Here is a 25,363-nt window from a genome sequence, read left to right as displayed (position 1 = left end):
ACTATGCGGGTTCTGCCGCTTCGCCGATACGAAACGATTTAAAATGTCCTTTTCTCCGCAGATCGCCGCATTCCGCGCGCTTCATGACGCCGGCTGCTTCGTCATGCCGAACCCCTGGGATGTCGGCTCGGCCCGCTGGCTGCGCGGGCAGGGTTTTCAGGCGCTGGCCTCGACCAGCGCCGGCTTCGCCTTCACGCAAGGACGCGCCGATCAGGACGTGCCGCGCGACATGATGCTGGCGCATCTCGCCGAGCTGGTGAAGGCGGTGCCGGATGTCCCCGTCAACGCCGATTTCGAGAACGGCTATGCCGACACGCCCGACGGCGTCGCCGCCAACGTCAAGCTCTGCATCGCGACCGGCGTCGCCGGGCTCTCGATCGAGGATGCGACGGCGCGCCCTGAGGAGCCGCTCTACGCGTTCGATCTGGCCGTGGCGCGGATCAGGGCGGCGCGGCGCGCCATCGACGAGACCGGCTCCGGCGTCGTGCTGACGGCGCGGGCGGAGTGCTTCCTGACCAACCACCCCGATGCGCTGAACGAGGCGGCGCGGCGGATCGCCGCCTATGCCGAGGCGGGGGCGGACGTGCTCTATGCACCCGGCCCCAAGACGCCCGAGCAGATCGGTGCGATCGTCGCGGCCGCCGGCGGCAAGCCGGTCAACCAGCTGATCCATGGCGATTTCGGCCTGAGCGTCGCCGACATCGCGGGCCTGGGCGCGCGCCGCATCTCGATCGGCGGGGCGCTGGCGCGCGCCGCCTGGGCGGCCTTCATCGAGGCTGCGCGCCTGATCAAGGACGAGGGCAGCTTCCGGGGCTTCGCCGGCAACGGCGCGTCGTCCCCGCTCAACCCGTTTTTTACCGAAGACCTGAAGGCGCGCGATCCGCAGGCCAGGTCGTGAGCGGGCGGCTCCTGATCGCGCCGGCCTGGCTCGGCCTGAGCGGGCTCTGGACGCTCGACGCCAAGGGCAAGCGCAAGCCGGTGGACGCCGAGGATATCGGCTTGTCGGAGGAGCTTGCCGACCGGCTGGAGGCCTGGATGGATACGTTCGACGCGATCTATGAAGAGGACAGCGAGGCGCGCTCGCGCTTTCCCGACGGCGTCGAGCAGATGGCCTGGGAGGCGGAGGGCGCGGCGCTCGCCGTCGCGATCGCGGATGAGCTCGGGGCCGACTGGACGGTCGCGACCGATCTGAACGGCTGGCAGGAGAGCGCAAAACCATGAGCGATCCGCTGAACTGGAAGCCGCCGCCCTTCCCGCCGGCCAAGGTGCTGGAGGGACGCTGGTGCCGGCTCGAGCCGCTCGACGCGGTGCGCCATCTCGACGAGATCTGGGCCGCAAATGCCGGCCAGGACGCGGTCTGGGACTGGTTGCCGGCGCTGCCGCCCAGGGACAAGGAGACCTATGGCGCGCTGCTGGCCTCGATGACCGCGCAACCCGGCATCGTGCCTCTTGCCGTGATCGACAAGGCCGACGGCAAGGCCAAGGGCCATCTCTGGATCATGGAGATCAGGCCGGCTCATGGCGTCTTCGAGGTCGGCTGGATCACCTACGCGCCCGGCCTGCAGAAGACCCGCGCCGCCACGGAGGCGATCTATCTCGTCGGCGATTACGGCTTCTCGCTCGGCTATCGGCGCTACGAGTGGAAGTGCAACGACCGCAACGGGCCCTCCAAGCGCGCGGCGCTTCGCTTCGGCTTCAGCTATGAGGGGCTGTTCCGCCAGCATATGGTGGTGAAGGACCAGAACCGGGACACGGCCTGGTTCTCGATCCTCGACAGCGAATGGCCGGCCAGGGCGCAGGCCTTCCGGCGCTGGCTCGACCCGGCGAACTTCGCCGCGGATGGCGGCCAGAAGCTCTCGCTCACGGCCTTCAACCAGCCGCTCGGCCTTGCCGGGCCGGTGCATCTGCGCCGCGCCTCGATGAGCGACATCCCGGCGATCCTGGCGCTGAAGAACGCCGCCTACACGCCGAACGAGAGCATCATCGGCGCGCCATCGCTGCCGCGCATCGCCGACTATGCGCAGGTCGTCGCCGAGCACGAGGTCTGGCTCGCCGGCGACGGGGACGGGCTCGACGCCGCGCTGGTGCTGGAGATCGAGGACGGCAAATTCACGGTCTGGAGCGTCGCCGTCGCGCCCGAGGCCGCCGGACGCAGGCTCGGCACCGCGCTGATGCATTTCGCCGAGGAGCGCGCCGCCGCGCTGAACCACGACGCGGTGCATCTCTACACCAACGCGAAGCTGACCCAGCGCATCGGCTGGTACGAGCATCTCGGCTACGAGACGACCCATCACGAGGACAGGGCCGACCGGCGGCTCACCCATATGCGGAAAACACTCCGCAAGGCCGGCTGACAGGGACGAGAGACATGGCAGGACGTTTGAAGGGCAAGGTCGCGGTCGTCACCGCGGCGGGACAGGGCATCGGCCGGGCGATCGCGGAGGCCTTCGTCGCCGAGGGCGCGACGGTCTATGCGACCGACAAGGACGTCAGCCTGCTGGAGGGCATCCCGAAAGCCAAGAAACGCAAGCTCGACGTGCTCTCCAGCAAGGCGGTCGAGGCCTTCGCCGAGAAGCTCGGCGCGATCGACATCCTCGTCAACGCCGCCGGCTTCGTCCATCACGGCACGGTGCTGGAATGCGACGACAAGGCCTGGGACTTCTCCTTCGACCTCAACGTCCGCTCGATGCACCGCACGATCAAGGCCTTCCTGCCGGCCATGCTGGAAAAGGGCGGCGGCTCGATCGTCAACATCGCGTCCGGCGCCGGCTCGGTGCGCGGCATCCCCAACCGCTACGTCTACGGCGCGACCAAGGCCGCGGTGATCGGCCTGACCAAGGCGGTCGCGGCCGATTTCATCAAGAAGGGCGTGCGCGCCAACGCGATCTGCCCGGGCACGATCCAGTCGCCCTCGCTCGACCAGCGCATCGGCGACCTCGCCAAGCTGACCAAGACCTCGGAAGCCGCCGCCCGTCAGGCCTTCATCGACCGCCAGCCCATGGGCCGGCTCGGCACGGCCGAGGAGATCGCCTGGCTCGCGGTCTATCTGGCCTCCGACGAGGCGAGCTACACCACGGGCCAGATCCATCTCGCCGATGGCGGTTTTGCGCTATAATGCGGCGTCGTCAGAGGAGCTGAGCCATGGCCTTCCCGCGCAAGGAACGGAATTACATTCGGGCCGAAGTGGTCTCTAACGCCAGCATCCTGACCGGCGAGCCATGCGTCTCCGGCACGCGGGTGCCAGCCATGACGATCGTCGAGGAGCTGCGAGCGGGTACGCCTCTCGGCGAGATATTCACGCATTATCCTTCTTTGCCGTTCGACGGCGTCGAAGCGGTCGCGGCTTGGGCAAGGGCGAATGGCATATCCGTCCAACCTGCCTGACGAAGACGTTCAGTTCATCTTCGACGAATGCATCACGCCGCGACTTGTCCGCACGGCAAGTGAGTTCGGCTATTTCGGCGTGCATGTCGCGGCGATGGGTTGGGCATCGACATCGGACGATGTCGTTTGTGCACGGGCCATCGAATCCCGCCGCATTCTGGTCACCAACAACGGCCGTGATTTCCGTCGCCTCTATCGTCGCTTTCGCCACCACCCTGGGTTGCTCATCCTGATGCCTTCGGTCGGATGGGCGGAACAAGTGGCGCTGTTCGAAAAGCTTCTGCATTTCATCGAGAACGAGGACGGCGTCGTCGACCGCGTCGTCGAATCCGGCGCGACCGCACGATCACGGTTCTGCCGAAGGCGATCGACTGATCATCCCTTGCATCGAGAGGCGCTATCGACCCATGCAAATCCTCGTCACGGGCGCCGCCGGCATGGTCGGCAGCCGGCTCGCAGCGCGGCTGGCGCGCGACGGCATGGTCGCCGGGCGCGCCATCTCGAAGCTCGTCCTGACCGACATCGTCGCGCCGCCCAGGCCACCGGGCTTTTCGGGCGAGATCGAGTGTCGCGCCGAGGACTTCGCCTCGGCTGACATCGTCAGAGAGCTGGTCGCCTCGCGGCCGGCCGTGATCTTCCACCTCGCCGCGATCATCTCGGGCGAGGCCGAGCGCGATTTCGACAAGGGCTACCGGATCAATCTCGACGGCACGCGCAACCTGCTCGAGGCGATCCGACACGAGGGCGGCGCGGACTATGCGCCCAAGCTCGTCTTCACCACCTCGAGCGGCGTCTTCGGCGCGCCTTTCCCGCCCGCCATCCATGACGAGTTTTTCGTCACGCCGCTGACCAGCTACGGCACGCAGAAGGCGATCGGCGAGTTGCTGCTCGCCGATTATTCCCGCCGCGGCTTCCTCGACGGCGTCGGCATCCGCTTCCCCTCGATCGTGGTGCGGCCGGGCAAGCCGAACGCTTCCGCCGGCGGCTTCTTCTCCGGCATCGTCCGCGAGCCGCTGCAGGGCATCGAGGCGACGCTGCCGGTGCCCGACGACACGATCTTCACCCATGCCAGCCCGCGCTCGGCGGTCGGCTTCCTGATCCATGCCGCGTGCTTGAGCCGCGAGGCGCTCGGGCCGCGCATCAACCTGTCCATGCCCGGCGTCTGCGTCACCGTCGGCGAACAGATCGAGGCGCTGCGCCGCGTCGCCGGCGACAGGGCGGTGAAGCTCATCCGTCGCGCGCCCGACAAGGCGGTCAGCGACATCGTCTCCGGCTGGCCGACCCGCTTCGACGCCGCGCGCGCCACCGCGCTCGGCTTCATGGCCGAACGCGATTTCGACGAGATCATCCGCGTCCATGTCGAGGACGATCTCGGCGGCCGACTTCCGCACTGAACAGCAAGAACCTTCAAGGACATCGCGATGCACATCCTCATCCTCGGCGGCGCCGGCATGGTCGGCCGCAAATTCATCGAGCGGCTCGCCCATACCGGCGAACTCGGCGGAAAGACGGTCGACAAGGTCACGGCGCAGGACGTGGTCGCCGCGACCGCGCCGGCCGCCTGCCCCTTCGCCTTCGATGCGGTCGTCTCCGACATCTCGCTGCCCGGCCAGGCCGAGGCGCTGATCGCCTCGCGTCCCGAGCTGATCGTCCATCTCGCGGCGGTCGTCTCCGGCGAGGCCGAGGCCGATTTCGACAAGGGCTACCGCATCAATCTCGACGGCACGCGCCATCTCTTCGAGGCGATCCGCCAGGCCGGCGGCGGATACAAGCCGCGCGTCGTCTTCACCTCCTCGGTCGCCGTGTTCGGCGCGCCGTTCCACGACAGGATCGAGGACGAATTCTTCACCACGCCGCTGACCAGCTACGGCACGCAGAAGGCGATCGGCGAGCTCCTGCTCTGCGACTACAGCCGGCGCGGCTTCCTCGACGGCGTCGGCATCCGCCTGCCGACGATCTGCGTGCGCCCCGGCACGCCGAACAAGGCGGCCTCGGGCTTCTTCTCCAACATCATCCGCGAGCCGCTGAACGGCATCGACGCCGTGCTGCCGGTTTCCGACCAGGTCCGCCACTGGCACGCGAGCCCCCGCTCGGCGGTCGGCTTCGTCATCCACGCCGCAACGATGGATACGGCCGCGATCGGCCCGCGCCGGGCGCTGACCATGCCCGGCTTTTCCTGCACCGTCGCCGAGCAGATCGAGGCGCTGCGCAAGATCGCGGGCGAGGGCGTCGTCGCGAGGATCAAGCGCGTGCCCGATCCGGTGATCGACGGCATCGTCGCCGGCTGGCCGCGGAACTTCAACGCGCGGCGCGCGACCGCGCTCGGCTTCAAGGCGGAGGCGAACTTCGAGGAGATCATCCGCGTCTATATCGACGACGAACTGGGCGGGAACTTCGTGAGGTAGGGCGGCCGACCCGCATCTCTCGCCGTCATGGTCGGCCTTGTGCCGACCATCCACGTCTTCCTTCGCGCTGGCGGTGTCCAAGACGTGGATGCTCGCCACAGGGGCGAGCATGACGGCGTGGCTCCCGGGTTCTACCTCAACGGCCGTCCCGAGAACGCCAGGTCGACATCGCCGATCGGGACGCCGAGTTTCGAGACGATCGCGCGGTTGACGATGACGCCGTCGCCGTTGCGCTCGATCACGTCCTCGAAATGCACCCGGACCTTGCCCGAGCCGGTCGGCAGGTCGACGTCGTAGGACAGGCGCACGCCGTTGCCTTCCGTCCCGATCACCGCCTCGCCGACGACATCCTCGCGCGTGCCGGCATAGGTTCCCGGCCCCGTCCTGCGGAAGCTCCAGGTCTTCACGTCCTTCTCGCCGTCGGAATAGGTGAAGGCCTCGCGCAGGGTCAGCGTGTCGCCGCGCACCCGGCCGTCGAGCACGACGGTCAGGCCGCGCCGCGAGCCGGTCACCCTGTTGGTGAACACGCCCCTGGCATAGCTGCGCCCGGCGAAATCGCGTTCGAGCACGATGCCGCGCGGCGCTTGCGGGCCTGAGAATTGCGGCGCGGTGGAACAGGCGGAAAGGACGCCCGCCAATGCGGGTCCGAGCAGGGCCAGGCGCGGGATCATGAGGCTGCCTCCGACAAGAAGGCTCCGGATCGCCCCGAAGCCTTTCGTCTTACGCGAGGCAGGGCTCGCCGGATGCCTTTGCGGCGATCTCCGGCGCGATCTCGGGTTCGAGTTCGGGAGAACCGGGCCCGGGCGCATGCGCCCAGCCGCTCGAGCCCCAGCTCTTCAGCGCCGCCCAGGTCGAGCGGTCGAGGCGGTACTGCTCGCAGGGGAACAGCCCGCCGCGCGCCGGCAGCGACTTGAGGAAGGAGCCCTCGGCCCGGAAGCCGGACTTCTCCAGCACCCGGCGCGAAGCCGGGTTGATGACGCGGGTGTCGGCCTCGATCGCGGGGATCTCGACGAGCGAGAACAGCGTGTCGGTCAGCGCCTGCACCGCCTCGGTCGCATAGCCCTTGCCCCAGTGCGAGGCGCCGAGCCAGTAGCCGAGGAAGGGTGTGCCCGTCGCCTGCCTGTGCGCGCCGATCATGCCGATCAGCTCGTTCGGCTTGGCGCGCGGCGTGATGCCTAACACGAGATGCTCCCCCAGCGCGTTGCCCTTGCGCATCGCGAAGATGAAGGGCTCGGCCGCGTCCGCCGGGTAGGGATGCGGGATCGAGGCCGTCATCTCGGCGACGGCTTTCTCGCCGGCCTGGCGCAGGATGGCGGTGGCGTCGGCCATGCGGGGCCAGCGCAGCCAGAGGCGGCGGGTCTCGAGCCGGAAGACGTCGTCGCGGGTCAGTTCGGGGAACATCTGGTCTCTCCGTCGGCGCAAACGAAAAAGGGAGCTGGGTTTTGCCCCATCTCCCCTTTTCCTTGACCTTCGGGAAACCCGTGGAGGGTCCATCCCTTGATCCGATCCGGTTCGATGGAACCGGCGGACCTTGGGAAAACCCTATCCGCCGTCTTATTCCGCGGCCTCTTGGGCCGGGACTACGTTCACGAAAGCTCGGCCGAGTTTCGTGGTGAACCGGACGCGGCCATTCGTCGTCGCAAAGAGCGTGTGGTCTTTGCCCATGCCGACATTGGCGCCGGCATGCCATTTGGTGCCGCGCTGACGAATGATGATGTTGCCGGGAATCACGGCCTGGTCGCCGAACTTCTTGACCCCGAGGCGCCTGCCTTCGGAGTCGCGACCGTTGCGGGACGAGCCGCCTGCCTTTTTGTGAGCCATAACGCCCTACCTCGAAAACCTGTCAGTCTGCGTAACCCGAATCGGCGGAAAAAGCCAGCCGATCCGGAGACGAAAATCGAAACCGCCTGACCGGGTGAGTCAGTAGTCCTCGCCGGAGGCCTGCTCGGCCTGGTCGGCCTTCGCGCGGGGCGGCTTGCCGGCCAGGAGTTCCTTGGCCTGCTCGACCCATTCCTCGCGCGTGGCCCGGCCGCGGAGCTTGAGTTCCTCGTCCCACTTGGCGATGTCGGCTTCGCTCCACGACGCGATGTCGTTCCAGGAGGCGATGCCGGCGGCGCGCAGCTTCTTCTCGATGGTCGGGCCGATGCCGGAAATCAGCGAGAGGTTCGAGGCGTCGAGTTCGGCTGCATCCGCCTTGGCGGCGGGCGCCTTCTCCGAAGCCTTGGCGGGCTTCGCGGCGGCGGTCTTGGGCTCCGCGGCCTTGCCCTTGGTCTCGCTCGATCCGGCCTTCAGCGCGACGGGGGAGGCCTCGCCCTTCTTCATCTCCGGCTTCTTGCCGCCGGTGAGGATGTCGGTGATGCGGATCACGGTCAGTTCGGCGCGGAAGCCGCGCTTGCGCTTGGAGTTCTGGCGGCGGCGCTTCTTGAAGGCGATGACCTTCTCGCCGCGGGCCTGCTCGACGATCTCGGCCGCGACCGTGATCTGCGAGAGCGCCTTGGCGTCGAGCGTGGTCTTGTCGCCGTCGGTGAGCATCAGCACGGCGCCGAAGGCGACGGTGTCGCCCGGGTTGCCTTCGATCTTGGCGGTGGTGATCTTGTCGTTGGCGGCGACGCGGAACTGCTTCCCGCCGGTCTTGATGACTGCGAACATTTTATCCTCCATGTTCGGCCCTGCCCTGTCATGGCTCCGCTCTCGCGGGGCGCACGCGGGACAGCTTTTTGGCAGTCGGTTGCGTGGATGGGTTTGCTCCCGAAGGCGCGCCGCCGCGGCGAGGCGGAACCGGCATGCCAAAAGAGATCGGGCGCGGGTTGCCCCACGCCGACGAGGCTCGATAGTCGCAAGGCCCGCCGAGGTCAAGCGCAAGCTGCCGCAGGCCGGGCGAAAGCGCAGGGCAAGGCCCGATTTGCGACGAGGGCGAGACTTGTCTCCGCCACGGCGCGCGTGTATTGACCAGCCCGCTTCGACCAAGACGACGCGACCGCGGACAGGTGGCAGAGTGGTTGAATGCACCGCACTCGAAATGCGGCATACCCGCAAGGGTATCGGGGGTTCAAATCCCTCCCTGTCCGCCATTCTCCTCGCACTGGTAGTTGAAGGTTAAACGGGGTTAGCCGGAATTTTGCGGGCGTATCCTAGTGTTGCCCAACTGACGGTCGCGGCAGGGCGTCGGTCGAATGCCTTCCGGCCGAGTGGCCATCAGGCCTATCGCGCGACCGGCGGGAACCTGCCTCGCCACATGAACGTTGTCCTGCCATGAAAAAATCTGTCTCGGCTCTCGCTCTTGCCGTCGCGCTTGCCGTCGCTCTTGCCGCCTGCGCTCCCCAGCCTCGCGCCGTGATTTACGAAGCGCCGCCGTCATCATCCTCCAAGCGCATCACTGTCGTCGGCAACGCGGTTACGCTGCCCGACGGCTCGCAAACAACGATGGATTCGTCCGGGGGATTCGTTCTGCCCAATGGGGATCAGGTTACGCGGGATGCGAGAGGCGCTCTATTACTGCCCAACGGCAATCGCTGCCTGCCGGATCGAGGCGGGTTTGTCTGCCCGTAAGCGCTAACCCGTTAAGTCGGTTCGACCGGCATCCGACGCTGTCATCCGACGCTGCACGCAGCCTGATACTTCGCTGGCCGCGCCGAGCGCGGCCAGTCCCTCATCTCATGCCTGTTCGGCCTGACGCTTCATCTCGGAGACCTTGGCCGCCAGCGCCTCGCGATGGCGTGTCAGGGTCTCACGCACCAGGCTGTTGCGCTCGTCGCGGATCGCGTCGTCGTAAACCGCCAGATTGCGCTCTTCGCCGCTGGCGAACGCGTCGAGCGAGCCCTCGTCGAGGCCGGCGACCGCCGACCTGACGCTGACGACCGCCTTGTGAACCGTGCCCATCAGCGAGCCGCCATCGCCTGGTTTGCCGCCCTGCGCGGCGAGGAGGCGGTGCACGTCCTCATGAGCCGCGGCGTGCAGCTCGTCGACCGAACGAAGTGTGTTGGCGAGGCTCGCATCCCGCGCCTTCTCGATCGCCTTGCGGTAGCCTGCGCGGGCATCGACGAGCGCGGTGTGGAGAGAGGACAGATATTCCGCGGACATGGGACACCTCGTAAGACCGCAAAGGACTCGCCAAGGCCAATTCCCCACGCTCCAGGCGGTTCCCGCTCCCGGCTCACGTCTTTCGCGGTGGTCTGGCCAGAAGTCAGAAGCGGGGCACGCCATAACCGGGGGGAGGGCCGCGGCGGCCGTCGTCCCATCGTGGTCCGCGCTCCTCGTAATCCCGACCATCGACGCGCTCGCCGCGACCGCCATTGCAGACGAGGCGACCGTTGCGGTTGGCGATGTCGCCTCGCCCGCAATCGCGCAGGTCGATCCGTGTCGGCCTGAGATTGCCGCGCACGTCCTCGCAACTGGCTTCGAGGATCGGACCGCGCTGGCGCACATCCTCGCAGGTGCCGAGATAGCTTCCGCGCGCCTGGGCGTAGGCGGGGACGGCAGACAGGACGGCGAGGGCCAATGCCGCTGCGAACATCGCTTTCATCGTGAATCTCCTTCGTCGGGTCCGGCTGGACCTGAACGCGCATGCAGGCGACTTGGTTCATTCGCGCCGGATCGGTCTGGCCATGGCCGTTCTGGCGCAAGCCGCTTCGCGAGAGCGGAGCTTCAGAACCTTCGTCGGCCCGCATGGACGCCGTGCCATCTTTGCGCGACGAAACCGCTTTCCGATCGGCTAGTCTCCGGAAGCGGCCCCATCCGCGCCTCCCGCCGGCGAAGCGATTTTCGTGCCCGACGCTCCACTTCCCGAGCCGCCCGTCGTCGCGGGCCGCGAGACGGCCGCGCCACTCCGGCGCGACGCCGGCCTGCGCGGCATCGGGCTGATCCTGCTCTCGACGATCTTCCTGTCGGGCGCCGACGTCGTCTCGAAACACCTCGCCGCCAGCCTGCCGGCGTTGCAGATCGTCTGGCTGCGCTACTGCGCCTTCACCGTCATCATGCTCGCGCTCGCCTGTGGCGGCGGGCGCGCGCGGCTGCGCACGCAGCGGCCGAAACTGCAGTTCCTGCGCGGCTTCTCGGTCGTGGCGTCGTCGATCGTCTTCGTGCTCTCGCTGAAATACCTGCCGATCGCGGATGCGACCGCGACGAGTTTCGTCACGCCGCTCTTCGTCACGGCGCTGTCGATCCCCCTGCTCGGCGAGACGGTCGGCTGGCGGCGCTGGACCGCGACGACGATCGGGCTCGTCGGCGTTCTGATCGTCGTCCGCCCCGGCGGCGCTGGTTTCCAGGCCGCCTCGCTGCTGCCGGTCTTCTCGGCTTTGACCTGGGCCTTCTCGCTGATCGTCACGCGCCAGATGAGCACGACCGAGAACCCGCTGACTACGCTCGCCTGGTCGGCGATGATCGGGCTCGTCGTCGTCAGCGTGTTGCTGCCGTTCGTCTGGCAGCCGCTGACGATGCAGGACGTGCTGCTCGGCATCTTCATCGGCATCGCCTCGACCATCGGCCACTGGCTGGTGATCCTGGCCTTCCGCCATGCCGACGCCTCGCTGCTCGCGCCCTTCTCCTATGCGCAATTGCTCTGGGTTTCGGTCTTCGGCTTCTTCCTGTTCGCGGCGCTGCCCGATCTCTGGACGCTGGTCGGCGCCGTCATCATCGCGGGCTCGGGCCTCTATACCGCCCATCGCGAGCGGGTCCGGGCCAGAAAGGCGCGCTGACGGCCCCGTCGCCGTTTGCCTTTGCAACCATCAGCCGGTCTTCTGCGTAGTCGTACCGGCGCGGAACTCAGCCAGCCCCCGCCGAGCCCGGAGCCCCATGACCCGCCAGCCGCACTCCCTCCTCGTCAGCCGCCGCACGCTGCTCGTCGGCGCGACCTCCGCCACGGCGCTCGCCGCCTGTTCGCCGCTCTCGGCGATCAACGCCCTGCTGCCGAGCGATGGCGGCTCGCGCCAGGCCGCCCGCGACGTCGCCTATGGCGAGGATCCGAGGCAGCGGCTCGATATCTACGCGCCCGAGGGCGCGAGCGGTTCCTCGCCCGTGATGATGTTCATCTATGGCGGCGGCTGGAACGACGGTTCCAAGAACGACTACTCCTTCGTCGGCCACGCCTTCGCCTCGCGCGGCTTCGTCACGGTGGCGCCGGACTACCGGCTGGTGCCGCAGGTCCGCTTCCCCGATTTCCTCCACGACTGCGCGCAGGCGCTGCGCTGGACGCAGGACAACGCCGCGCAATATGGCGGCGACTCTCGCCGCGTGCATCTCAGCGGCCATTCCGCCGGGGCCTACAACGCCATGATGATCGCGCTCGACCGGCGCTACGGCGCGCGCGCCGGCGTCCGCCCCGGTCTCGTGAAAAGCGTCTCGGGGCTCGCCGGCCCCTACGACTTCCTGCCGCTCGACGACGAACGCACCGTCGCGGCCTTCGGCCAGACGCCGAGGCTCTCCGAGACGCAGCCGGTCAATTTCGCCCGCACCGGCCCTCCCCGCGTCTTCATCGCCACCGGAGACGCAGACACCACCGTCTTTCCGCGCAACACCTACGCGCTCGGACGCAAGCTCAAGGCCGTCGGCGCGACGGTCGAGGTCAAGACCTATCCGGGAGTCAGCCACGCCGGCATCCTGCTGGCCCTGGGCAAGAGCTTTCGCGGCAACGCGCCGGCGCTGGACGATATCGTGCGCTTCGCGGGCGGCTGAGATTCAGGCGGGGACGGCATCCCGCATCGCCGCGCCGAGCCGCGCCGCCAGTTGCCGCGCGAGCGGCAGGGGCTGTCCGGTCAACGCGATGTCGTCGAAATGCCGGCGGCCGAGGAAGCGCGCCCGGTCGAACGCCGCACCGTCGAGAAACTGCGCGCCGCTGAACCAGGCGCCGCGGGCGAAACGCGCATCGGCGAATTTCGCGGCCCGCGCAAAGACCGCCCCGTCGAAGCCGGCATTGTCCTCGAACTGCGCCGCCTCGAAATCGGCCGGGCCGGCATAGCTGCATGCGCCGAAGCCGGCCTCGCCCGCGAAGCGCGCGCCGGCGAACCGGACGGCCGCGCCGAAGCGCGAGCCGCGAAACCAGGCGTCGCGGTCGAAATCGGCCTCGGCGAAGGTGAGAGCGCCATGCGTCTCCAGGGCCCTGAACTCCGCGCCGCCCCCGAAATGCGTCTCGTCGAAATCGACGTCGCCTTCAAAGCGGCAGCGATCGAAACAGGCGTCGCCGCCGAAGCGCGCCTGGCGGAACCCGGCCTTGCCGCAAAAGCGCGCCGCGTTGAACCAGGCATCGCCGGCAAAGGCCGCTCCGGTGAAGCGCGCATCGCCGGGAAAGACGTGACCCGCCATCTCAAAGCCGTCCGGAAAGGCCTCATCGGCGAAATCGGCCTCGGCCAGGAACCGCCACGCGGCCAGCGCCGCCGGCGCGTCCGCGAGACGCTCGCGCAGGCGCAGCATCGCCTCGGCCCAGTCGTTCCAGGCCGGCGCGCCCGCGGCAAGACGCGTCAGAGCCGCCGCGCGGCGGGCCTGGCGGAGCGTGCGCGCCTCGCCATTCGCCCAGGGATTGAGCCGCAGCAGCGCCGCGCCCAGCGGCCCGGCGATCGGGAACAGCTCGGTCATCGCGGCCTTCGCCGGAACGGGTTAATCATCGGTTAAGCCTAGGCCAAGCGCGCCGGGGCGGCAATGCGCGGCGCGCGATAGACCACAGGCGTCGGCGATGGACAGCGCCAGCCGCCGGAATCGACGGGTCCGGCGCTCGATTTCGGAAAAGAGGCGGCAATGCATGCCCAGGTCGCGCCGGGCGCTCCCCGAAGGCGTCCCGGTCCGGGCCGGGCGGGCGAGGCGCCGCTCCGCGATCATCGCAGGAGAGCCTTAAGGTTACGCCGCGATAAGGGACGCGGCGTAAGGCAATCGAAGCAAATTCCGCGTCATTCAGGGTCTCGTCACAACCCGGCCACGACCGACCGCGATGAACGCCTATATTCCGCTGATCCTGTTCACGGTGCTGACCAACGCGGCGGCCCAGCTGATGCTGAAGCGCGGCATGACCGGCGTCGGCAACCTCGACCTCGGCGGCGACGGCCTCGTCTCGACGGTGTTCCGGGTCGTCTTCAATCCGTTCGTCTTCGCGGGCCTGTGCACCTTCGTCGTCAGCATGGCGTCGCATCTGATCGTGCTGTCGAAGGTGCAGATCAGCTACGCCTACCCGTTCCTGAGCCTCGCCTACGTCGTGGTCGCGGTCTACGCCTATTTCGTCTTCCAGGAAGATCTGAGCCTCGCCCGCATCGCCGGCATCGGGCTGATCGTGCTGGGCACCATCTTCATCGCGCAAAGCTAGAGAGGACACGACCCATGGACCTGCTCGTCCGCCTTTTCCTGCGTCTCGGCGTCATGGCGCAGCCGCCCGTCCCGCGACCGATCCCGGTCCCGGCGCGCCGTCATCCGCGCCCCGGCGCTCCGCGCTGACCGCCCCTCGAATCAGCGGTATCGACACCCATGAAGCACGTCATCATCGGCGGCGACGGTTTCGTCGGCTCGCATCTGGCGGCTGATCTTCTCGCCATGGGCGAGGAGGTGCTGGTCGCCGACATCGTCAGGAGCGACCACGCCCATTACGCCAGGGCGCCGTTCCAGCGCATCGACGTGACCGACGCCGCGAGCGTGGCGTCGATCCCGCTGCGCAAGGACGACCTCGTCTACAACCTCTCGGCCAAGATGCTGAGCCCGATCGTGACGCGGAAGGAGCGCCACGACTTCTTCTGGCCGGTGAACTATCACGGCACGCAGAACATCCTGAGCTGGATGGAGAAGAACGGCGCCAACAGGCTCGTCCACTTCACCACCGACATGATCTACGGCCATTCGGTCACCGTGCCGCAGGACGAGGACCATCCGGCCCATCCGCTCGGCGAGTACGGCGAGAGCAAGCTCGCCACCGAGACGCTGGCACAGACCTATCGCGACAAGGGCTTCCAGATCCCGATCTTCCGGCCGCGCCTGATCATCGGGCCGGGCCGGCTCGGCATCCTGGTCAAGCTGTTCACGCTGATCGACATGAACCTGCCGGTGCCGATGATCGGCTCGGGCAAGAATCCCTACCAGTTCATCTCGGTGTTCGACTGCGCCAGCGCCTGCGTCGCGGCCTGGAAGGCGGGCTTCCCCAACAGCGCCTACAATCTCGGCTCCGACGACCCGCCGCCGGTGAGGAAGCTGCTCGGCGACCTGATCCGGCATGCCGGATCGAAGTCGATCCTGCTGCCGACGCCGGCCTCGCTGGTCAAGCTGACGCTGAACACGCTCGACGCGATCAACCTGCCGATCATGGACCCCGAGCAGTACATGATCGCCGACGAGATCTGCATCCTCGACACGAGCAAGGCCAAGCGCGAGCTCGGCTGGCGCCCGCGGCACCGCGACGAGGACATGCTGCTCGCCGCCTACACCGAATATCGCAAGAGCAAGGACGCCAAGAACCAGGCCCCGAGGAGGCTCGCAGCATGAGCATGCCCGCTTCCAAGCACGGCGACGTCGCCGCCACGAGCCTTCCGGTCCGCCCGAAGCTCTACAGCGTCGAGGATGCGAAGAACCTCGACGCGCAGACGGTGAAGGAACTCTTCACCAGCCACGTCAACCCGGGCCAGGTGCATTTCCTCAAGCTGCTCGGCTTCGACAGGATCCTCGTCGATCGCGCCGAGGGCATGCACTACATCACCAGGGACGGCCGCAGGATCCTCGATTTCTTCGGCGGCTTCTGCTCGGTCGCCTTCGGCCACAACCACCCGCGCATCGTCGCGGCGCGCAAGAAGTTCCAGGACGAGAACCGCCACGAGATCTGTATGGCGTTCATGTCGCAATACGCCTCGGCGCTGGCGGCGAACCTCGCCGCGATCGCGCCCGGCGATCTCGACATGGTCTTTTTGGGCTCGACCGGATCGGAGGCGATGGAGGCGGCTCTGAAGGTTGCCGAACAGGCGCAGGGCCCGGCCCGCTCGAAAATCCTGCACGCCGCGAACTCGTTCCATGGCAAGACCAAGGGCGTGCTCTCGATCACGGATTCGCACCTCTACCAGTCGCAGTTCAGGCTGGTCGAGAACCGGGTCAAGGCGCCGTTCGGCGACATCGCGGCCGTCAGGCAGGCGCTGGAAAGCGATCCCGCCATCGGCATCGTCGTGATGGAGACGGTGCAGGGCGGAGGCGGCATCGTCGAGGCGCCGCTTGGCTTCTGGCGCGAATTGCGCGCGCTCTGCGACAAGCACGACGTGCTCTGGGTCGCCGACGAGGTCCAGTGCGGGCTCGGCCGCACCGGCCAGTTCTTCGCCTTCGAGCGCGACGGCGTCGTGCCGGACGTGACCGCGCTGGCCAAGGCGCTCGGCGGCTCGAAGGCGGCTGTCGGCGCGATGATCGCCCGGCGCGAGATCTACATGAAGGCCTATGGCAAGCCCAAGACGGCGCTGATCCATGCGCAAGCCACGTTCGGCGGCATGGGCGAGGCCTGCATCTCGGCGATCGAGGGGCTGAACGTGCTCTATGAGGAAGACCTCATGGGCAACGCCCGGCGCCAGGGCGACTACCTGATCGGGCGGCTGAACGGGCTTTGCGTGAAGTATCCGAGCCTGCTCAAGGAGATCCGCGGGCGCGGCCTGATGATCGGCGTCGAGTTCAACGACATCAGCGAGACGATGCCGTTCGGGCTGAAACACATGATCGCGCTGCTCGACGACAAGCTGAAGGGTTCGCTCTGCGGCTTCGTCGGCGCGCTCTTGCTGAAGGATTACGACGTGCTCGTCGCCTTCACCGAGTACAACCGCAATGTCATCCGGCTCGAGCCGCCGCTGATCGCGACGCGGGCGGATTGCGACCGCTTCATCGACGCCCTCGACGACCTGCTAGGCCGCGGCATCACCCGCATCGTGACGGACTACCTGCGCAAGGTCGCCGTCGCGAAGGGCTGACACGATCGGTCCGATGCTCCAGGCGGGGGAGTTCGCGGCGATGAGGCCGCCGACGGCGAGCGCCCCGCCGACGCCCCAGCCATGGCCGCGATAGCGCGGTCGAGCTTCGGCGGTGGCGGCCGGCGTGACGGCGGCAACGCGGACAGCGCGATCTCGCGGAACGAGGCGGTCATGGTCGTGGCTCCTGAGGCCGGTCCGGGAGCGGACCATTCGCTCTCCATGCGCCTTGGTCGCGGCAGGGCGCCGGGAGGTTCAAGGATCGAGCGGATTGTTTTCGCAGGAGAGGTGCGCTCCCGTCCTTTCGTCAGGACCGGCCTTGCGCGGGCAATCCACGTCACGTTGAGCGCTCTGCACCCTGCGTCACCCGCCGCCAGAAGCTCGACGAGAATCCCGGATCGATGTGCCGGGCGAAGTCGCGCCAGTGCGGGAAGGAGGCCTCGAAGGTCGCGGGCGACATCCGCGCATCCTTGTAGGGATTGACCCGGCCGCCGGCGGCCAGCGTCACGCGGTCGAGTTCGGCCAACAGCTTTTCCGTGCGCGCGCCGCGATTGGGGAAGTCGAGCGTCAGGGTCGCGCCCGGGATAGGGAACGACATCAGGCCGGGCGAGGGCACGTCTCCGAACAGCTTCAGCACGGTCAGGAAGGAAGCCTCGCCCGAGGCCAGCGTCAGCCGCAGCATCTCCTCGACCGCGGCGCGCGCATCAGCCATCGGGATCGCGCACTGGAACTGGCGCAGGCCTTTCGGCCCATAGGCCCGGTTCCAGTCGCTGACCCGATCGAGCGGGTGGAAGAACGGGCGATAGGGGATGCGTCGCGGCTCCGGGCCGCGCGGCTGGGCGTTGCGGTAGAGCCAGTTGAAGGCGCGCAGCGTCAGCCCGTTGATCAGCGGCACGGGCGGCTTGATCGGAAAGGGCAGGGTCCGGCCCGGCCGGGCCGGCGGCGCATCCGATGCGGACGCGTGATTGGCGCGGAAGAAGACGCCGCGCCCGAAATTCGCGCCGCCCGCGAGCGAGTCGATCCAGGCGACGGTATAGTCGTGCGTCGCATCCGATTCCGCCGCGATCGCGAAGAAGCGGTCGAGCCCGTCGAAATGCAGCGCCTCCTGCATCATCTCCGGCGACGCGATCGGCATGAGCCGCAGGGTGACCTGCGTGATCAGCCCGGTCAGGCCGAAGCCGCCGATCGTGGCGGCGAAGAGTTCGGGATTGAGGTCGGGAGCGCAGGTCAGCCGGCTGCCGTCCGAGCGCATCAGCTCGAAGGCCCGGACATGGCGGCCGAAGCTGCCGGCGCGATGATGGTTCTTGCCGTGGACGTCGTTGGCGAGCGCGCCAGCGACGGTGACGAAGGCCGTGCCCGGCGTGACCGGCGGGAACCAGCCGGCCGGCACGACGAGCTTCAGGAGGTCGTCGAGCAGCGCGCCGGCCTCGCAGGTGACGAGGCCGCTTTCGCGGTCGAACGTCAGCACCCGGTCGAGCCGCCGGCCGAGGATCAGCGCGCCGCCGTCGTTGAGACAGGAATCGCCATAGGAGCGGCCATTGCCATAGGCCAGGACGGGACCGGGCTGCCGCGCGGGTCCGGCGCACCAGTCCTGCGGCGTCACGAGGCTGGTGTCCCTGGCGACGAGCCCGCCCCAGGACCGGCATCCGGCGGCGTCTTCGGTCACGGCAGGACCGTCGCCGCGACCATGATCGCGACCACGAGCACGCCCATCAACTGGCTGCGCCAGTCGCGGATCATGAAGACCAGCGGGTCGTCGGGCATCTGGCCGCGACGCGCCAGGAACCAGACGCGCGCCATCTGGTAGAGGATGATCGGGCAGATCAGCCAGATCACTTCCGGATGGCGGTAGAGCTCCTTGACGGCGGCCGAGTCGACATAGAGCGCCATGATCAGCGCGCAGGTGCAGCCCGACGCCATGCCGAGCTGCGACAGCGCCTCGATGTCCTCGGCCTGATAGCCGCGCCCGGCCTTCTTCAGTCCCGACTGGTCCTGCGTGATCCTGAGTTCGGCGTAACGCTTCACCAGCGCGAGGCTTAGGAACAGGAACATCGAGAAGGCGAGCAGCCAGGAGGAGAGCGGGATCGCGGCGGCCGCATTGCCGGCGAGGATGCGCAGGGTGTGCAGCGCCGCGAGCCCCAGCACGTCGACCAGCAGCTTGCGCTTGAGATAGAACAGATAGAGCAGCGCCAGGACGAGATAGGCGCCGAGCGCCAGCACGAAGAGCCAGGGCTTCGGCAGCAGCAGCGCCAGCGCGAAGGCGGCTCCCAGCAATAGCGGCGCCGTCATGTAGGCTTGGGCGGCGGTGATCTCTCCCGCCGCGAGCGGGCGCTTGCACTTGGTCGGGTGGCGCCGGTCGGCCTCGACGTCGACGATGTCGTTGAGCAGGTAGATCGACGAGGCCAGCAGGCTGAAGGCGACGAAGGCGACGACGCCATGGCCGATCGCGGCGAGATCGAAGACGTCATGGTTGAGCAGGATCGGAATGAAGACGAGGCCGTTCTTGAGCCAGTGATGTGGCCGCATCGCCCTGATCATCGCGGTCGGTAACATGTGCAGAACTCGTTCCGGTCCGTAGATTTCCTGTCCCGGGCGGCGGCGTGAACGGCAAAACAGCGCCGAACTCTCGCGCATCAGCGCTCCGGTCGCGAAGTCTTACTGTGGAAATTGCTAAACCCGGGTGGACGAGCGGAATTCGATCCATCGCCTTCGCCCGCCATGCTTAACGATTGGCTTCGCAATCTCACGGCCGGCAGCCGGACAGGCGCGCAAGCGCGCGGAGGATGCGACCTTTCCATGAACGACCGTCAACAGATCGCCGGTCGCTCGCTTGCAATGGCGCGTCCCGCGTCCGATCGTAGCCTCAGGCCCGTCCGGACGGGCTTGAGCCGGCGACGCCAGTCGCGGGCCGTCCATCTCCGATCGGTCCGCCAGGTCATGAAGCGATGAACGAGACGGCCGCTGCGAACCGCGAGCGACTTCTTGTCGTCGAGGACGATCCCGTCACGCGCGCCATGATCGCCGGCTATTTCACCGATCAGGGCTTTCGCGTCGAGGAGGCCGACAGCGTCGCCGAGGCGCGCCGGGCGGTGCGCCGGCTCAAGCCGGAACTGGTCTTCCTCGACGTCGTGCTGCCGGACGGCGACGGCTTCGACTTCGCCAAGGAGATGCAGGGCGTCTCCGACGCCGGAATCATCTTCGTGACGCGGCGCGACACCGATATCGACCGCATCGTCGGCCTCGAACTGGCCGGCGACCACTACGTCGCCAAGCCGGTCAACCTGCGCGACCTGCTGGCGCGGGCGCGCTCGCTGCTGCGCCGCCGCAAGATCGAGCGCGAGACGGCGCGCCGCTCGACCACGATCACGTTCGGTCCCTTCATGATCGACCTGCTCAGGCGCGAGCTCGCCACCGTCAACGGCGACCCGATCCGGCTGACGCGCGGCGAGTTCGATCTGCTGGCGGCTCTCGTCGACAGCAACGGCCGCCCGCTCAGCCGCGACTACCTGATCGAGGTGGTCAGCAACCGCCATGGCGAGGTCGACGCCCGCACGGTCGACGCGCTGGTGGCCCGCCTGCGCCGCAAGCTCACCGGCGCGGGCGAGCCGGGCGTGATCGCGACCGTCAGCGGAATCGGCTACAAACTCGGCATCTTCGCCGAACGCAACGCCTGAGCCGGCCGGACCGGCGGCCCGGCGGCATCGTCTCGCAGCATGACGAGCGCATCGCTGCGCGCTTGCGCGAGCCGCGCCACCGCATCCGCGAGCTCGTCGAAGGGGGCGCTGGCGGCTGCGGCTTCGAGCGCCGCCGCCTGCGCCACCGCGGGCCCCAGGCCGAGCGCCGAGGCGGAGCTGGCGAACTGGTGGGCGACGCGTTCCAGCGTCCTGCGATCGGCTTCGCCGAGCGCCTCCTGCAACGCCGCGATCTGCGCCTTCGAGACCGTGGCGAACAGTCCGAGCAGTTCCCCCAGCCGCGAGCCGCCGATCAGCTTCTTCTGCTGGTCGAGGAAGCCGCGATCGACCGGGCGGTCGGTCCGCAGCGTCACGCCGGCGACGCGGCCGCGCCGCTTGCGGCCGCGCCCGAGCGCCTGCAGCAGCGCCGCCGAGGTCGCGGGCTTGGACAGGATCGTGCCGAGCCCGGCCTGCCGCAGCCGGCGCATCGTCTCCGGCGAGACATCGGCCGTCAGCGCCACGATCTCGGGCTGCGCGATCGTGGCCATCGCCCGGACCGCCCTGGCCGTCTCGATGCCGTCGATGCCGGTCATGTGCATGTCGAGCAGCACGACGTCGACGCGCTGGCGGCCGAGCAGCGCCAGCGCCGCCTCGCCCGACGCCGCCGTCAGCGCGCGGTGGCCGGCCTTGCCGATCATGATGCGCGCGACCTCGCGGGTCACGGGTTCGTCGTCGACCACCAGCACGCTCAGAGGCGCTTCCGCCGCCGTTTCCACGGCGGGCGGCGCGGGCGCCTTGGCGGCGGGGGCCGGAAGCCGCACGGTGAAGGCGCTGCCCTTTCCGGGCGCGCTCTCCAGCGCGAGATCGCCGCCCATCAGCGCCACGAGCTTGCTGCAGATCGCGAGTCCCAGCCCGACGCCGCCGGAGCGGCGGCCGGTCTCGGGATCGACCTGGACGAAGTCCTGGAAGATGCGGCCCTGCATCGCGGGCTCGATGCCGATGCCGGTATCGCGCACGGTGACGATCAGGCTCGCCGGCCGTCCCGGTTCTGCCGGCGCGATCTCGGCGCGGAGCACGATCTCGCCTGCGTCGGTAAAGCTCACGGCATTGCTCAGAAGGTTGAGCGCCACCCGGTTGATCTTGGCCGGATCGCCGTTGAGCCAGGCCCTGGCGACGCGGTCGAGCTCCAGCTTGAGCGTCAGCCCCTTGCGCTCGGCGGCCGGGCGCAGAAGCGCGGCGGCGGCGGCCAGCAGCGGGCCGGGCTCGTAGTCGCGCAGATCGAGCGCGTCGGTCCCTGCCTCGAGCCGCGACAGATCGAGCGTGGCGTTGGCGAGGTTGATCAGCGTCTCGCCCGAGATCGCCGCCATCTCGACCAGGCGGCGGTCGCGTTGGCTCATGCGCTTGCGGTCGAGGATCTCCAGCACGCCGAGCACGCCCGAGAGCGGCGTGCGGATATCGTGCCCGACGACGGCCAGGAAGCGCGATTTCGCCTTGGTCGCCTCCTCCGCCACGCGGCGCGCCTGCTCGGCCGCGCGCTGGCCGGCGGAGGCCTGGTCCAGCGCCAGCGCCAGCGCCGCCGTGCGCTGCGTGACCTTGTCCTCCAGCACCGCCCGGCTTTCGCGAAGGCGCTCGGCCATCAGGTTGAACTGCCGGCCGAGTTCCTCCAGCTCGTCTCCGGTGTCGATCGCGATGCGCTCGTCGAGCCGGCCCTCGCCGATGCGCGCCGCGCCGTCGCTCAGCGCCCGGACCGGCGCGACGAGGCGGCGGCTCAGCACGACGCTGCCGATCACGGCCAGCAGCAGCGCCGCGACGAGCACGGCGAGCGAACGCAGGATCGAGGCGCGGATCGGCGCCAGGGCCTCGCTCTGCGGCAGGTCGACCACGACGAACCAGTCGAGCTCGGGCACGGCGGCCAGCACCGACAACACCGGCCGGCCCTCGATGTCGACGGTGGAGAGGCCGGGGCTGCCTGGCCCGCGCGGCGCGGCGCCGTCCGCATGAGCCTTCAGCAATGGCGCGAGATCGGTGTTGCGCAGGACGAAACGCAGATCGGGATGCGCGATCAGGCGGCCCGAGCGCTCGACCGCATAGGCCCGCCCCGCCTCGCCGACCTTGAGCCGCGTCACCAGCTCGCGGATGAAGGTCAGGTTGATCGTGGCGAGCGTCGCGCCGCTCCCCGAGGCGGAGCGCTTGGCGAGCCGGATATAGGGTTCCGAGCCGCGCCGGAACTCGACCTGCCCGAAGGCGACGCCGTCGCGCATGGCGGCCTTGAAGAGCGCGTCGTCCGACCAGTCCCGGCCCGAGCGCATGCTGTCGCGCTCGGAGCGCGACAATGCGATCACCTCGCGCCCGGTCCGGTCGACCCTGCGCAATTCGGTGATCGACGAGACCTGCCGCAGCAGGCGCAGGCCGTCGAGGCGGGCTTCCTCGTCGGGCGCGGCGCTCTGGCTGTTGACCGCGACCCAGTCGAGCTGGCGGACGATATCGCCGACGAAGCCGCCGATCCGCTCCGCCGCGGCCTGGGCCTGCTCCTGCTGGACGCGCACGATCAGCGCGCGCTGGTCGGAGAACGCGAAGATCGTGCCGATCAGGCCGTTGAGCCCGAGCGCCAGCGCGATCGCCGAGCCGACGAAGATCGCATATTTCCGCGCCAGCGCGCCGCGCGGACGCAGGTCGAAGCCCGGCGCGCTCACGAGATGATCCGCGCCGCGCGCACGCGCAGCGACGTCGGGATGGAGAGGCCGAGCGAGGCGGCGGCGCCCTCGTTGATGACCAGCTCGAAGGCGCGCGCGAATTGCACCGGCAACTCCGAAATGCTGGCGCCGCGGAAGATCAGGTCGACATAGCCGGCGACCATCTCGTCATTGTCGTTGCGCGCCCCGGTATAGGACATCAGGCCGCCATTCAGCGGAAAGGTCTCGTAGCAATACATTGCCGGCAGGCGATGCGCCGTGACGCTGGCGATGATTCGTCCGGCGGCGCGAAAGGTGAAGCTGTCGGGCGGAAGAAACAGGCCGGTCTCGGGCGTTCTCGCCAGTTCGCCGAGCACGGCGTCGATCTGCGCCAGGTCGCTGATCGGCGCGCTGACGATGGAGACTCCGGCCTCAGAGGCGTGACGGCGCAGATTGTCCAGATAGGTCGCGCCGGCGGCCGGCGCGGTGGCCGGATTGAACAGGACGCCGATCCGCGACAGGGACGGCGCCAGTTCCTTGAGCAGCTCGATCCATTTCGCCGCCATGCCGGGGTCGTTGTTGCTGAAGCCCGTGGCGTTGCCGTCCGGCCGCTCGAGCGAGCGCATGAAGCCGCTGCCCACTGGATCGGAAGCGGTGGAGAACAGGACCGGTATCGTCTTCGTGGCGGCGAGGATCGCGGCCGTCTCGGTGCTGGACCCGGCGATGATCAAATCCGGGTTCAGCGCGATCGCCTCCGCCACGGCTCTTTCGAGCCCGCCGACCTCGGCCCCGACGGAACGGAACTGGAGGCGCAGGTTGCGGCCCTCGATCCAGCCGCGCTTGGTCAGATCCGCGCGCAGCGCGGCCGTCCGCGACGCGGCGACCGGATGGTCGAGCGGGATCCCGACGACGAAGGCGATGAGCCGCTCGCGTTCGGCCGCGTGCGCCGGCCCGCGCCAGAGCGGCAGCGACGCGATCGACAGAAGGGCAGTGCGGCGCAGCATATCGGGGCCGGGAATGCGTCGCGCCGGCGCGAGGCTCGCTCCGGCAGGGCCGCAACGGTGCCATGTTCGCGGCGAGGCGTCGAGAGCGCGACGCGCGCCGGTCCGCGCTCAGGCCGGCGCGGCCATGCTGCGCATGCGCTCCCAGCGCCGTGTCGACATCGCCGGCGTTCAGCGCCAGGCCGAAGCCGAAGCGCAGCACGTCGCCGCGATGGTCGGCCGCGACGCCGAGGCCAGGCCAGCGCCGTCTCAAGCGCGCCGGCGAGCGGCGTCCGGAAGGCGAGGAAATTGCCATGGGCGGCGGAGCGGGGCGGAATTACTTCAAACTTAAAATGATTTCTTTGGACCGGCAAGCGATCCCGACGCCGTAGGCCTCCCGCATCGTGACGCGGCGCGCGGCTTCGCGCCTTGCCGCCCCTGACAGCCTCTGTCGGAACTGTCGGCCAAGCCATGCCGTGGAACGCGACGCGGGATGGCGCGTTGGCGCGGAACCGGCGGCTCGCCTTCGAGCATGGCGCGAGGGTTGCGGAGCGTGGCGAGGAGACGGCGATGCGGCAGGCTCTGATCGGCAAGGACGATTCCGTCGCGGCTGGTGCGCTCGCGCGCTTCGCGACGCTGCAGGACTGGCGTCGCCAGATCGCCGATCTCTATGCCGCGGTGCGCGCGCTGCCGCCGGAACAGGGGTTCGGGCGGTGGCGCGGCGTGCGCGACCGGCTGTTTCGCGGCCACCCGCAATCGCCGCTGGCCGCGACGCGCCGGGGTCAGTTCGCCGGCATCAACTATTACCCCTACGACCCGAAGCTGCGCTTCGAGGTGGCCTTGAGCCCGGCCATCGGACGCGAGACGATCCGGGTCGAGGCCGGCAGGGACGGCCTGATGACGCTCCTGCCCTTTGCGCTGACGGACGGGCTGGAAGGCCCGCTCGGCAGGGAGCTGACGCTCTACTGGATCGAGAGCTATGGCGGGGGGACCTTCCTGCCCTTCGGCGACGCGACCAATGGCGAGGAGAGCTTTTCGGGCGGGCGCTACCTGCTCGATACGATCAAGAGCGCCGATCTCGGCACGACGCCCGGCGGCAGCACGATCCTCGACTTCAACTTCTCCTATTATCCGTCCTGCGCCTATTCGGAGGCCTGGGTCTGCCCGCTCTCGCCCTTCGAGAACCGCTTGCCGGTCGCGGTGCGCGCCGGCGAACGCGATCCGCTGTCGTGAGCCCCGGAGGCAGCGCGCTTTTGCCGCGGCACGCCGCTTGCGTGGCCGTTTCACGCTTTCCCGCCGGCGTCGCTTGCGCCGGACGTCACAGCCGCTAGCCTGATCGCCAGACCGAACGAAGAA

The 25,363-nt window shown here is 68.7% G+C and carries 25 protein-coding genes, 1 tRNA gene and 1 pseudogene; 16 read left to right on the top strand and 11 right to left on the bottom strand.

Translation table 11 applies throughout. The features are described 5' to 3' along the window. Positions 1–43: 43 nt before the first annotated feature. From AC1RRW_RS17060 to denD (AC1RRW_RS17025), 8 genes and pseudogenes are all read left to right on the top strand, one after another. Positions 44–898, top strand: coding sequence for an isocitrate lyase/PEP mutase family protein (locus AC1RRW_RS17060; RefSeq protein ID WP_492902147.1), 855 nt, complete (start codon positions 44–46; stop codon positions 896–898). Beyond that, a complete protein-coding gene (locus AC1RRW_RS17055; protein WP_492902145.1) occupies positions 895–1,221 on the top strand; it encodes an immunity protein CdiI family protein in 327 nt (108 codons plus the stop codon). Before AC1RRW_RS17060 ends, AC1RRW_RS17055 begins: the two co-directional genes overlap by 4 nt. Next, positions 1,218–2,354 carry a GNAT family N-acetyltransferase gene (locus AC1RRW_RS17050; RefSeq protein WP_492902143.1) on the top strand — a complete coding sequence of 379 codons (1,137 nt, stop codon included), beginning with the start codon at positions 1,218–1,220 and terminating at the stop codon, positions 2,352–2,354. The genes AC1RRW_RS17055 and AC1RRW_RS17050 overlap by 4 nt, the downstream gene beginning before the upstream one ends. A gap of 14 nt (positions 2,355–2,368) precedes the next feature. After that, a complete protein-coding gene (locus AC1RRW_RS17045; RefSeq protein WP_492902142.1) occupies positions 2,369–3,115 on the top strand; it encodes an SDR family oxidoreductase in 747 nt (248 codons plus the stop codon). Between the two features lie 26 nt (positions 3,116–3,141). Beyond that, on the top strand, positions 3,142–3,384 hold the full coding sequence (locus tag AC1RRW_RS17040; protein WP_492902140.1) for a DUF433 domain-containing protein: 243 nt from the start codon (positions 3,142–3,144) through the stop codon (positions 3,382–3,384). Then, positions 3,359–3,670 (top strand): annotated as a pseudogene (locus AC1RRW_RS17035) (DUF5615 family PIN-like protein); the annotation flags it as partial. The gene AC1RRW_RS17040 and the pseudogene AC1RRW_RS17035, both read left to right, overlap by 26 nt. Positions 3,671–3,791: 121 nt before the next feature. Continuing rightward, positions 3,792–4,778: a D-erythronate dehydrogenase gene (gene denD, locus AC1RRW_RS17030; RefSeq protein WP_492902138.1), complete on the top strand. Its 987-nt coding sequence runs from the start codon at positions 3,792–3,794 to the stop codon at positions 4,776–4,778. 27 nt (positions 4,779–4,805) lie between these two features. Continuing rightward, positions 4,806–5,789 carry a D-erythronate dehydrogenase gene (gene denD / locus AC1RRW_RS17025; protein ID WP_492902136.1) on the top strand — a complete coding sequence of 328 codons (984 nt, stop codon included), beginning with the start codon at positions 4,806–4,808 and terminating at the stop codon, positions 5,787–5,789. Positions 5,790–5,920: 131 nt separating this feature from the next. Here the strand turns inward: denD (AC1RRW_RS17025) and AC1RRW_RS17020 are convergent, their stop codons facing one another. The 4 genes from AC1RRW_RS17020 to rplU form a co-directional block, all read right to left on the bottom strand. After that, positions 5,921–6,460 carry a DUF3833 family protein gene (locus tag AC1RRW_RS17020; protein ID WP_492902134.1) on the bottom strand — a complete coding sequence of 180 codons (540 nt, stop codon included), beginning with the start codon at positions 6,458–6,460 and terminating at the stop codon, positions 5,921–5,923. Positions 6,461–6,509: 49 nt separating this feature from the next. Then, positions 6,510–7,190 (bottom strand): GNAT family N-acetyltransferase, encoded by a 681-nt coding sequence (locus AC1RRW_RS17015; RefSeq protein WP_492902133.1) that lies wholly within the window; start codon positions 7,188–7,190, stop codon positions 6,510–6,512. 153 nt (positions 7,191–7,343) lie between these two features. Next, positions 7,344–7,610, bottom strand: a complete 267-nt coding sequence (rpmA, locus tag AC1RRW_RS17010; RefSeq protein WP_492902131.1) for a 50S ribosomal protein L27 — start codon at positions 7,608–7,610, stop codon at positions 7,344–7,346. 99 nt (positions 7,611–7,709) lie between these two features. Continuing rightward, on the bottom strand, positions 7,710–8,438 hold the full coding sequence (gene rplU, locus AC1RRW_RS17005; protein ID WP_492902129.1) for a 50S ribosomal protein L21: 729 nt from the start codon (positions 8,436–8,438) through the stop codon (positions 7,710–7,712). A 332-nt stretch (positions 8,439–8,770) separates the two neighbouring features. On the opposite strand from rplU, the gene AC1RRW_RS17000 reads away from it, so the two are divergent. Next, positions 8,771–8,860, top strand: a tRNA-Ser gene (locus tag AC1RRW_RS17000). Between the two features lie 583 nt (positions 8,861–9,443). Here the strand turns inward: AC1RRW_RS17000 and AC1RRW_RS16995 are convergent. Together AC1RRW_RS16995 and AC1RRW_RS16990 are read right to left on the bottom strand one after the other, a co-directional pair. After that, positions 9,444–9,869 (bottom strand): PA2169 family four-helix-bundle protein, encoded by a 426-nt coding sequence (locus AC1RRW_RS16995; protein WP_492902127.1) that lies wholly within the window; start codon positions 9,867–9,869, stop codon positions 9,444–9,446. Positions 9,870–9,972: 103 nt separating this feature from the next. Then, a complete protein-coding gene (locus AC1RRW_RS16990; RefSeq protein ID WP_492902125.1) occupies positions 9,973–10,311 on the bottom strand; it encodes a hypothetical protein in 339 nt (112 codons plus the stop codon). A gap of 241 nt (positions 10,312–10,552) precedes the next feature. Between AC1RRW_RS16990 and AC1RRW_RS16985 the strand changes: the two genes are divergently transcribed. Continuing rightward, positions 10,553–11,482, top strand: a complete 930-nt coding sequence (locus AC1RRW_RS16985; RefSeq protein WP_492902124.1) for a DMT family transporter — start codon at positions 10,553–10,555, stop codon at positions 11,480–11,482. Between the two features lie 97 nt (positions 11,483–11,579). Further along, entirely contained in the window at positions 11,580–12,458 is an 879-nt protein-coding gene (locus tag AC1RRW_RS16980; RefSeq protein WP_492902122.1) for an alpha/beta hydrolase, read from the top strand. Positions 12,459–12,461: 3 nt separating this feature from the next. Here AC1RRW_RS16980 and AC1RRW_RS16975 read toward each other — a convergent pair whose 3' ends face one another. Then, positions 12,462–13,355 carry a pentapeptide repeat-containing protein gene (locus AC1RRW_RS16975; protein WP_492902120.1) on the bottom strand — a complete coding sequence of 298 codons (894 nt, stop codon included), beginning with the start codon at positions 13,353–13,355 and terminating at the stop codon, positions 12,462–12,464. A 349-nt stretch (positions 13,356–13,704) separates the two neighbouring features. Here AC1RRW_RS16975 and AC1RRW_RS16970 point away from each other — a divergent pair, with 349 nt between their 5' ends. From AC1RRW_RS16970 to AC1RRW_RS16960, 3 genes are all read left to right on the top strand, one after another. Continuing rightward, positions 13,705–14,073 (top strand): DMT family transporter, encoded by a 369-nt coding sequence (locus AC1RRW_RS16970; protein WP_492902118.1) that lies wholly within the window; start codon positions 13,705–13,707, stop codon positions 14,071–14,073. Positions 14,074–14,231: 158 nt separating this feature from the next. Further along, a complete protein-coding gene (locus tag AC1RRW_RS16965; RefSeq protein WP_492902116.1) occupies positions 14,232–15,236 on the top strand; it encodes an NAD-dependent epimerase/dehydratase family protein in 1,005 nt (334 codons plus the stop codon). A 2-nt stretch (positions 15,237–15,238) separates the two neighbouring features. Then, entirely contained in the window at positions 15,239–16,687 is a 1,449-nt protein-coding gene (locus AC1RRW_RS16960; RefSeq protein ID WP_492902244.1) for an aspartate aminotransferase family protein, read from the top strand. 334 nt (positions 16,688–17,021) lie between these two features. Here AC1RRW_RS16960 and AC1RRW_RS16955 read toward each other — a convergent pair whose 3' ends face one another. Further along, positions 17,022–18,350 (bottom strand): FAD-binding oxidoreductase, encoded by a 1,329-nt coding sequence (locus AC1RRW_RS16955; protein WP_492902115.1) that lies wholly within the window; start codon positions 18,348–18,350, stop codon positions 17,022–17,024. Continuing rightward, entirely contained in the window at positions 18,347–19,237 is an 891-nt protein-coding gene (locus AC1RRW_RS16950) for a UbiA family prenyltransferase (protein WP_492902113.1), read from the bottom strand. Before AC1RRW_RS16950 ends, AC1RRW_RS16955 begins: the two co-directional genes overlap by 4 nt. Before the next feature lie 392 nt (positions 19,238–19,629). On the opposite strand from AC1RRW_RS16950, the gene AC1RRW_RS16945 reads away from it, so the two are divergent. Beyond that, positions 19,630–20,358, top strand: a complete 729-nt coding sequence (locus AC1RRW_RS16945; RefSeq protein WP_492902112.1) for a response regulator — start codon at positions 19,630–19,632, stop codon at positions 20,356–20,358. On the opposite strand, the gene AC1RRW_RS16940 is transcribed toward AC1RRW_RS16945, so the two are convergent. Both AC1RRW_RS16940 and AC1RRW_RS16935 read right to left on the bottom strand, forming a co-directional pair. Next, the gene (locus AC1RRW_RS16940; protein WP_492902110.1) at positions 20,322–23,048 is read right to left on the bottom strand and encodes a hybrid sensor histidine kinase/response regulator; all 2,727 of its coding nucleotides are present in this window, start codon (positions 23,046–23,048) and stop codon (positions 20,322–20,324) included. The genes AC1RRW_RS16945 and AC1RRW_RS16940 overlap by 37 nt on opposite strands. Beyond that, on the bottom strand, positions 23,045–24,031 hold the full coding sequence (locus tag AC1RRW_RS16935; RefSeq protein WP_492902109.1) for an ABC transporter substrate-binding protein: 987 nt from the start codon (positions 24,029–24,031) through the stop codon (positions 23,045–23,047). Before AC1RRW_RS16935 ends, AC1RRW_RS16940 begins: the two co-directional genes overlap by 4 nt. Positions 24,032–24,508: 477 nt before the next feature. On the opposite strand from AC1RRW_RS16935, the gene AC1RRW_RS16930 reads away from it, so the two are divergent. Continuing rightward, positions 24,509–25,240, top strand: a complete 732-nt coding sequence (locus AC1RRW_RS16930; RefSeq protein ID WP_492902107.1) for a DUF1684 domain-containing protein — start codon at positions 24,509–24,511, stop codon at positions 25,238–25,240. The last annotated feature ends 123 nt before the right edge of the window (positions 25,241–25,363 follow it).

It is taken from the genome of Allobosea sp. GW821-FHT12C12 (assembly GCF_058807355.1).
This window is presented reverse-complemented; position numbering and strand designations above follow the sequence as displayed.

What these genes read in the sequence shown, in the direction of transcription:
- AC1RRW_RS16950 (WP_492902113.1), bottom strand. Translation starts at nt 19,237, where the DNA reads ATGTTACCGACCGCGATGATCAGGGCGATGCGGCCACATCACTGGCTC.
- denD (WP_492902136.1), top strand. Translation starts at nt 4,806, where the DNA reads ATGCACATCCTCATCCTCGGCGGCGCCGGCATGGTCGGCCGCAAATTC.
- AC1RRW_RS16980 (WP_492902122.1), top strand. Translation starts at nt 11,580, where the DNA reads ATGACCCGCCAGCCGCACTCCCTCCTCGTCAGCCGCCGCACGCTGCTC.
- AC1RRW_RS16975 (WP_492902120.1), bottom strand. Translation starts at nt 13,355, where the DNA reads ATGACCGAGCTGTTCCCGATCGCCGGGCCGCTGGGCGCGGCGCTGCTG.
- AC1RRW_RS17015 (WP_492902133.1), bottom strand. Translation starts at nt 7,190, where the DNA reads ATGTTCCCCGAACTGACCCGCGACGACGTCTTCCGGCTCGAGACCCGC.
- AC1RRW_RS16945 (WP_492902112.1), top strand. Translation starts at nt 19,630, where the DNA reads ATGAACGAGACGGCCGCTGCGAACCGCGAGCGACTTCTTGTCGTCGAG.
- AC1RRW_RS16970 (WP_492902118.1), top strand. Translation starts at nt 13,705, where the DNA reads ATGAACGCCTATATTCCGCTGATCCTGTTCACGGTGCTGACCAACGCG.
- AC1RRW_RS17040 (WP_492902140.1), top strand. Translation starts at nt 3,142, where the DNA reads ATGGCCTTCCCGCGCAAGGAACGGAATTACATTCGGGCCGAAGTGGTC.
- AC1RRW_RS16965 (WP_492902116.1), top strand. Translation starts at nt 14,232, where the DNA reads ATGAAGCACGTCATCATCGGCGGCGACGGTTTCGTCGGCTCGCATCTG.
- AC1RRW_RS17050 (WP_492902143.1), top strand. Translation starts at nt 1,218, where the DNA reads ATGAGCGATCCGCTGAACTGGAAGCCGCCGCCCTTCCCGCCGGCCAAG.
- AC1RRW_RS17045 (WP_492902142.1), top strand. Translation starts at nt 2,369, where the DNA reads ATGGCAGGACGTTTGAAGGGCAAGGTCGCGGTCGTCACCGCGGCGGGA.
- AC1RRW_RS16935 (WP_492902109.1), bottom strand. Translation starts at nt 24,031, where the DNA reads ATGCTGCGCCGCACTGCCCTTCTGTCGATCGCGTCGCTGCCGCTCTGG.
- AC1RRW_RS17020 (WP_492902134.1), bottom strand. Translation starts at nt 6,460, where the DNA reads ATGATCCCGCGCCTGGCCCTGCTCGGACCCGCATTGGCGGGCGTCCTT.
- AC1RRW_RS16995 (WP_492902127.1), bottom strand. Translation starts at nt 9,869, where the DNA reads ATGTCCGCGGAATATCTGTCCTCTCTCCACACCGCGCTCGTCGATGCC.
- rpmA (WP_492902131.1), bottom strand. Translation starts at nt 7,610, where the DNA reads ATGGCTCACAAAAAGGCAGGCGGCTCGTCCCGCAACGGTCGCGACTCC.
- AC1RRW_RS16960 (WP_492902244.1), top strand. Translation starts at nt 15,239, where the DNA reads ATGCCCGCTTCCAAGCACGGCGACGTCGCCGCCACGAGCCTTCCGGTC.
- denD (WP_492902138.1), top strand. Translation starts at nt 3,792, where the DNA reads ATGCAAATCCTCGTCACGGGCGCCGCCGGCATGGTCGGCAGCCGGCTC.
- AC1RRW_RS16990 (WP_492902125.1), bottom strand. Translation starts at nt 10,311, where the DNA reads ATGAAAGCGATGTTCGCAGCGGCATTGGCCCTCGCCGTCCTGTCTGCC.
- AC1RRW_RS17060 (WP_492902147.1), top strand. Translation starts at nt 44, where the DNA reads ATGTCCTTTTCTCCGCAGATCGCCGCATTCCGCGCGCTTCATGACGCC.
- rplU (WP_492902129.1), bottom strand. Translation starts at nt 8,438, where the DNA reads ATGTTCGCAGTCATCAAGACCGGCGGGAAGCAGTTCCGCGTCGCCGCC.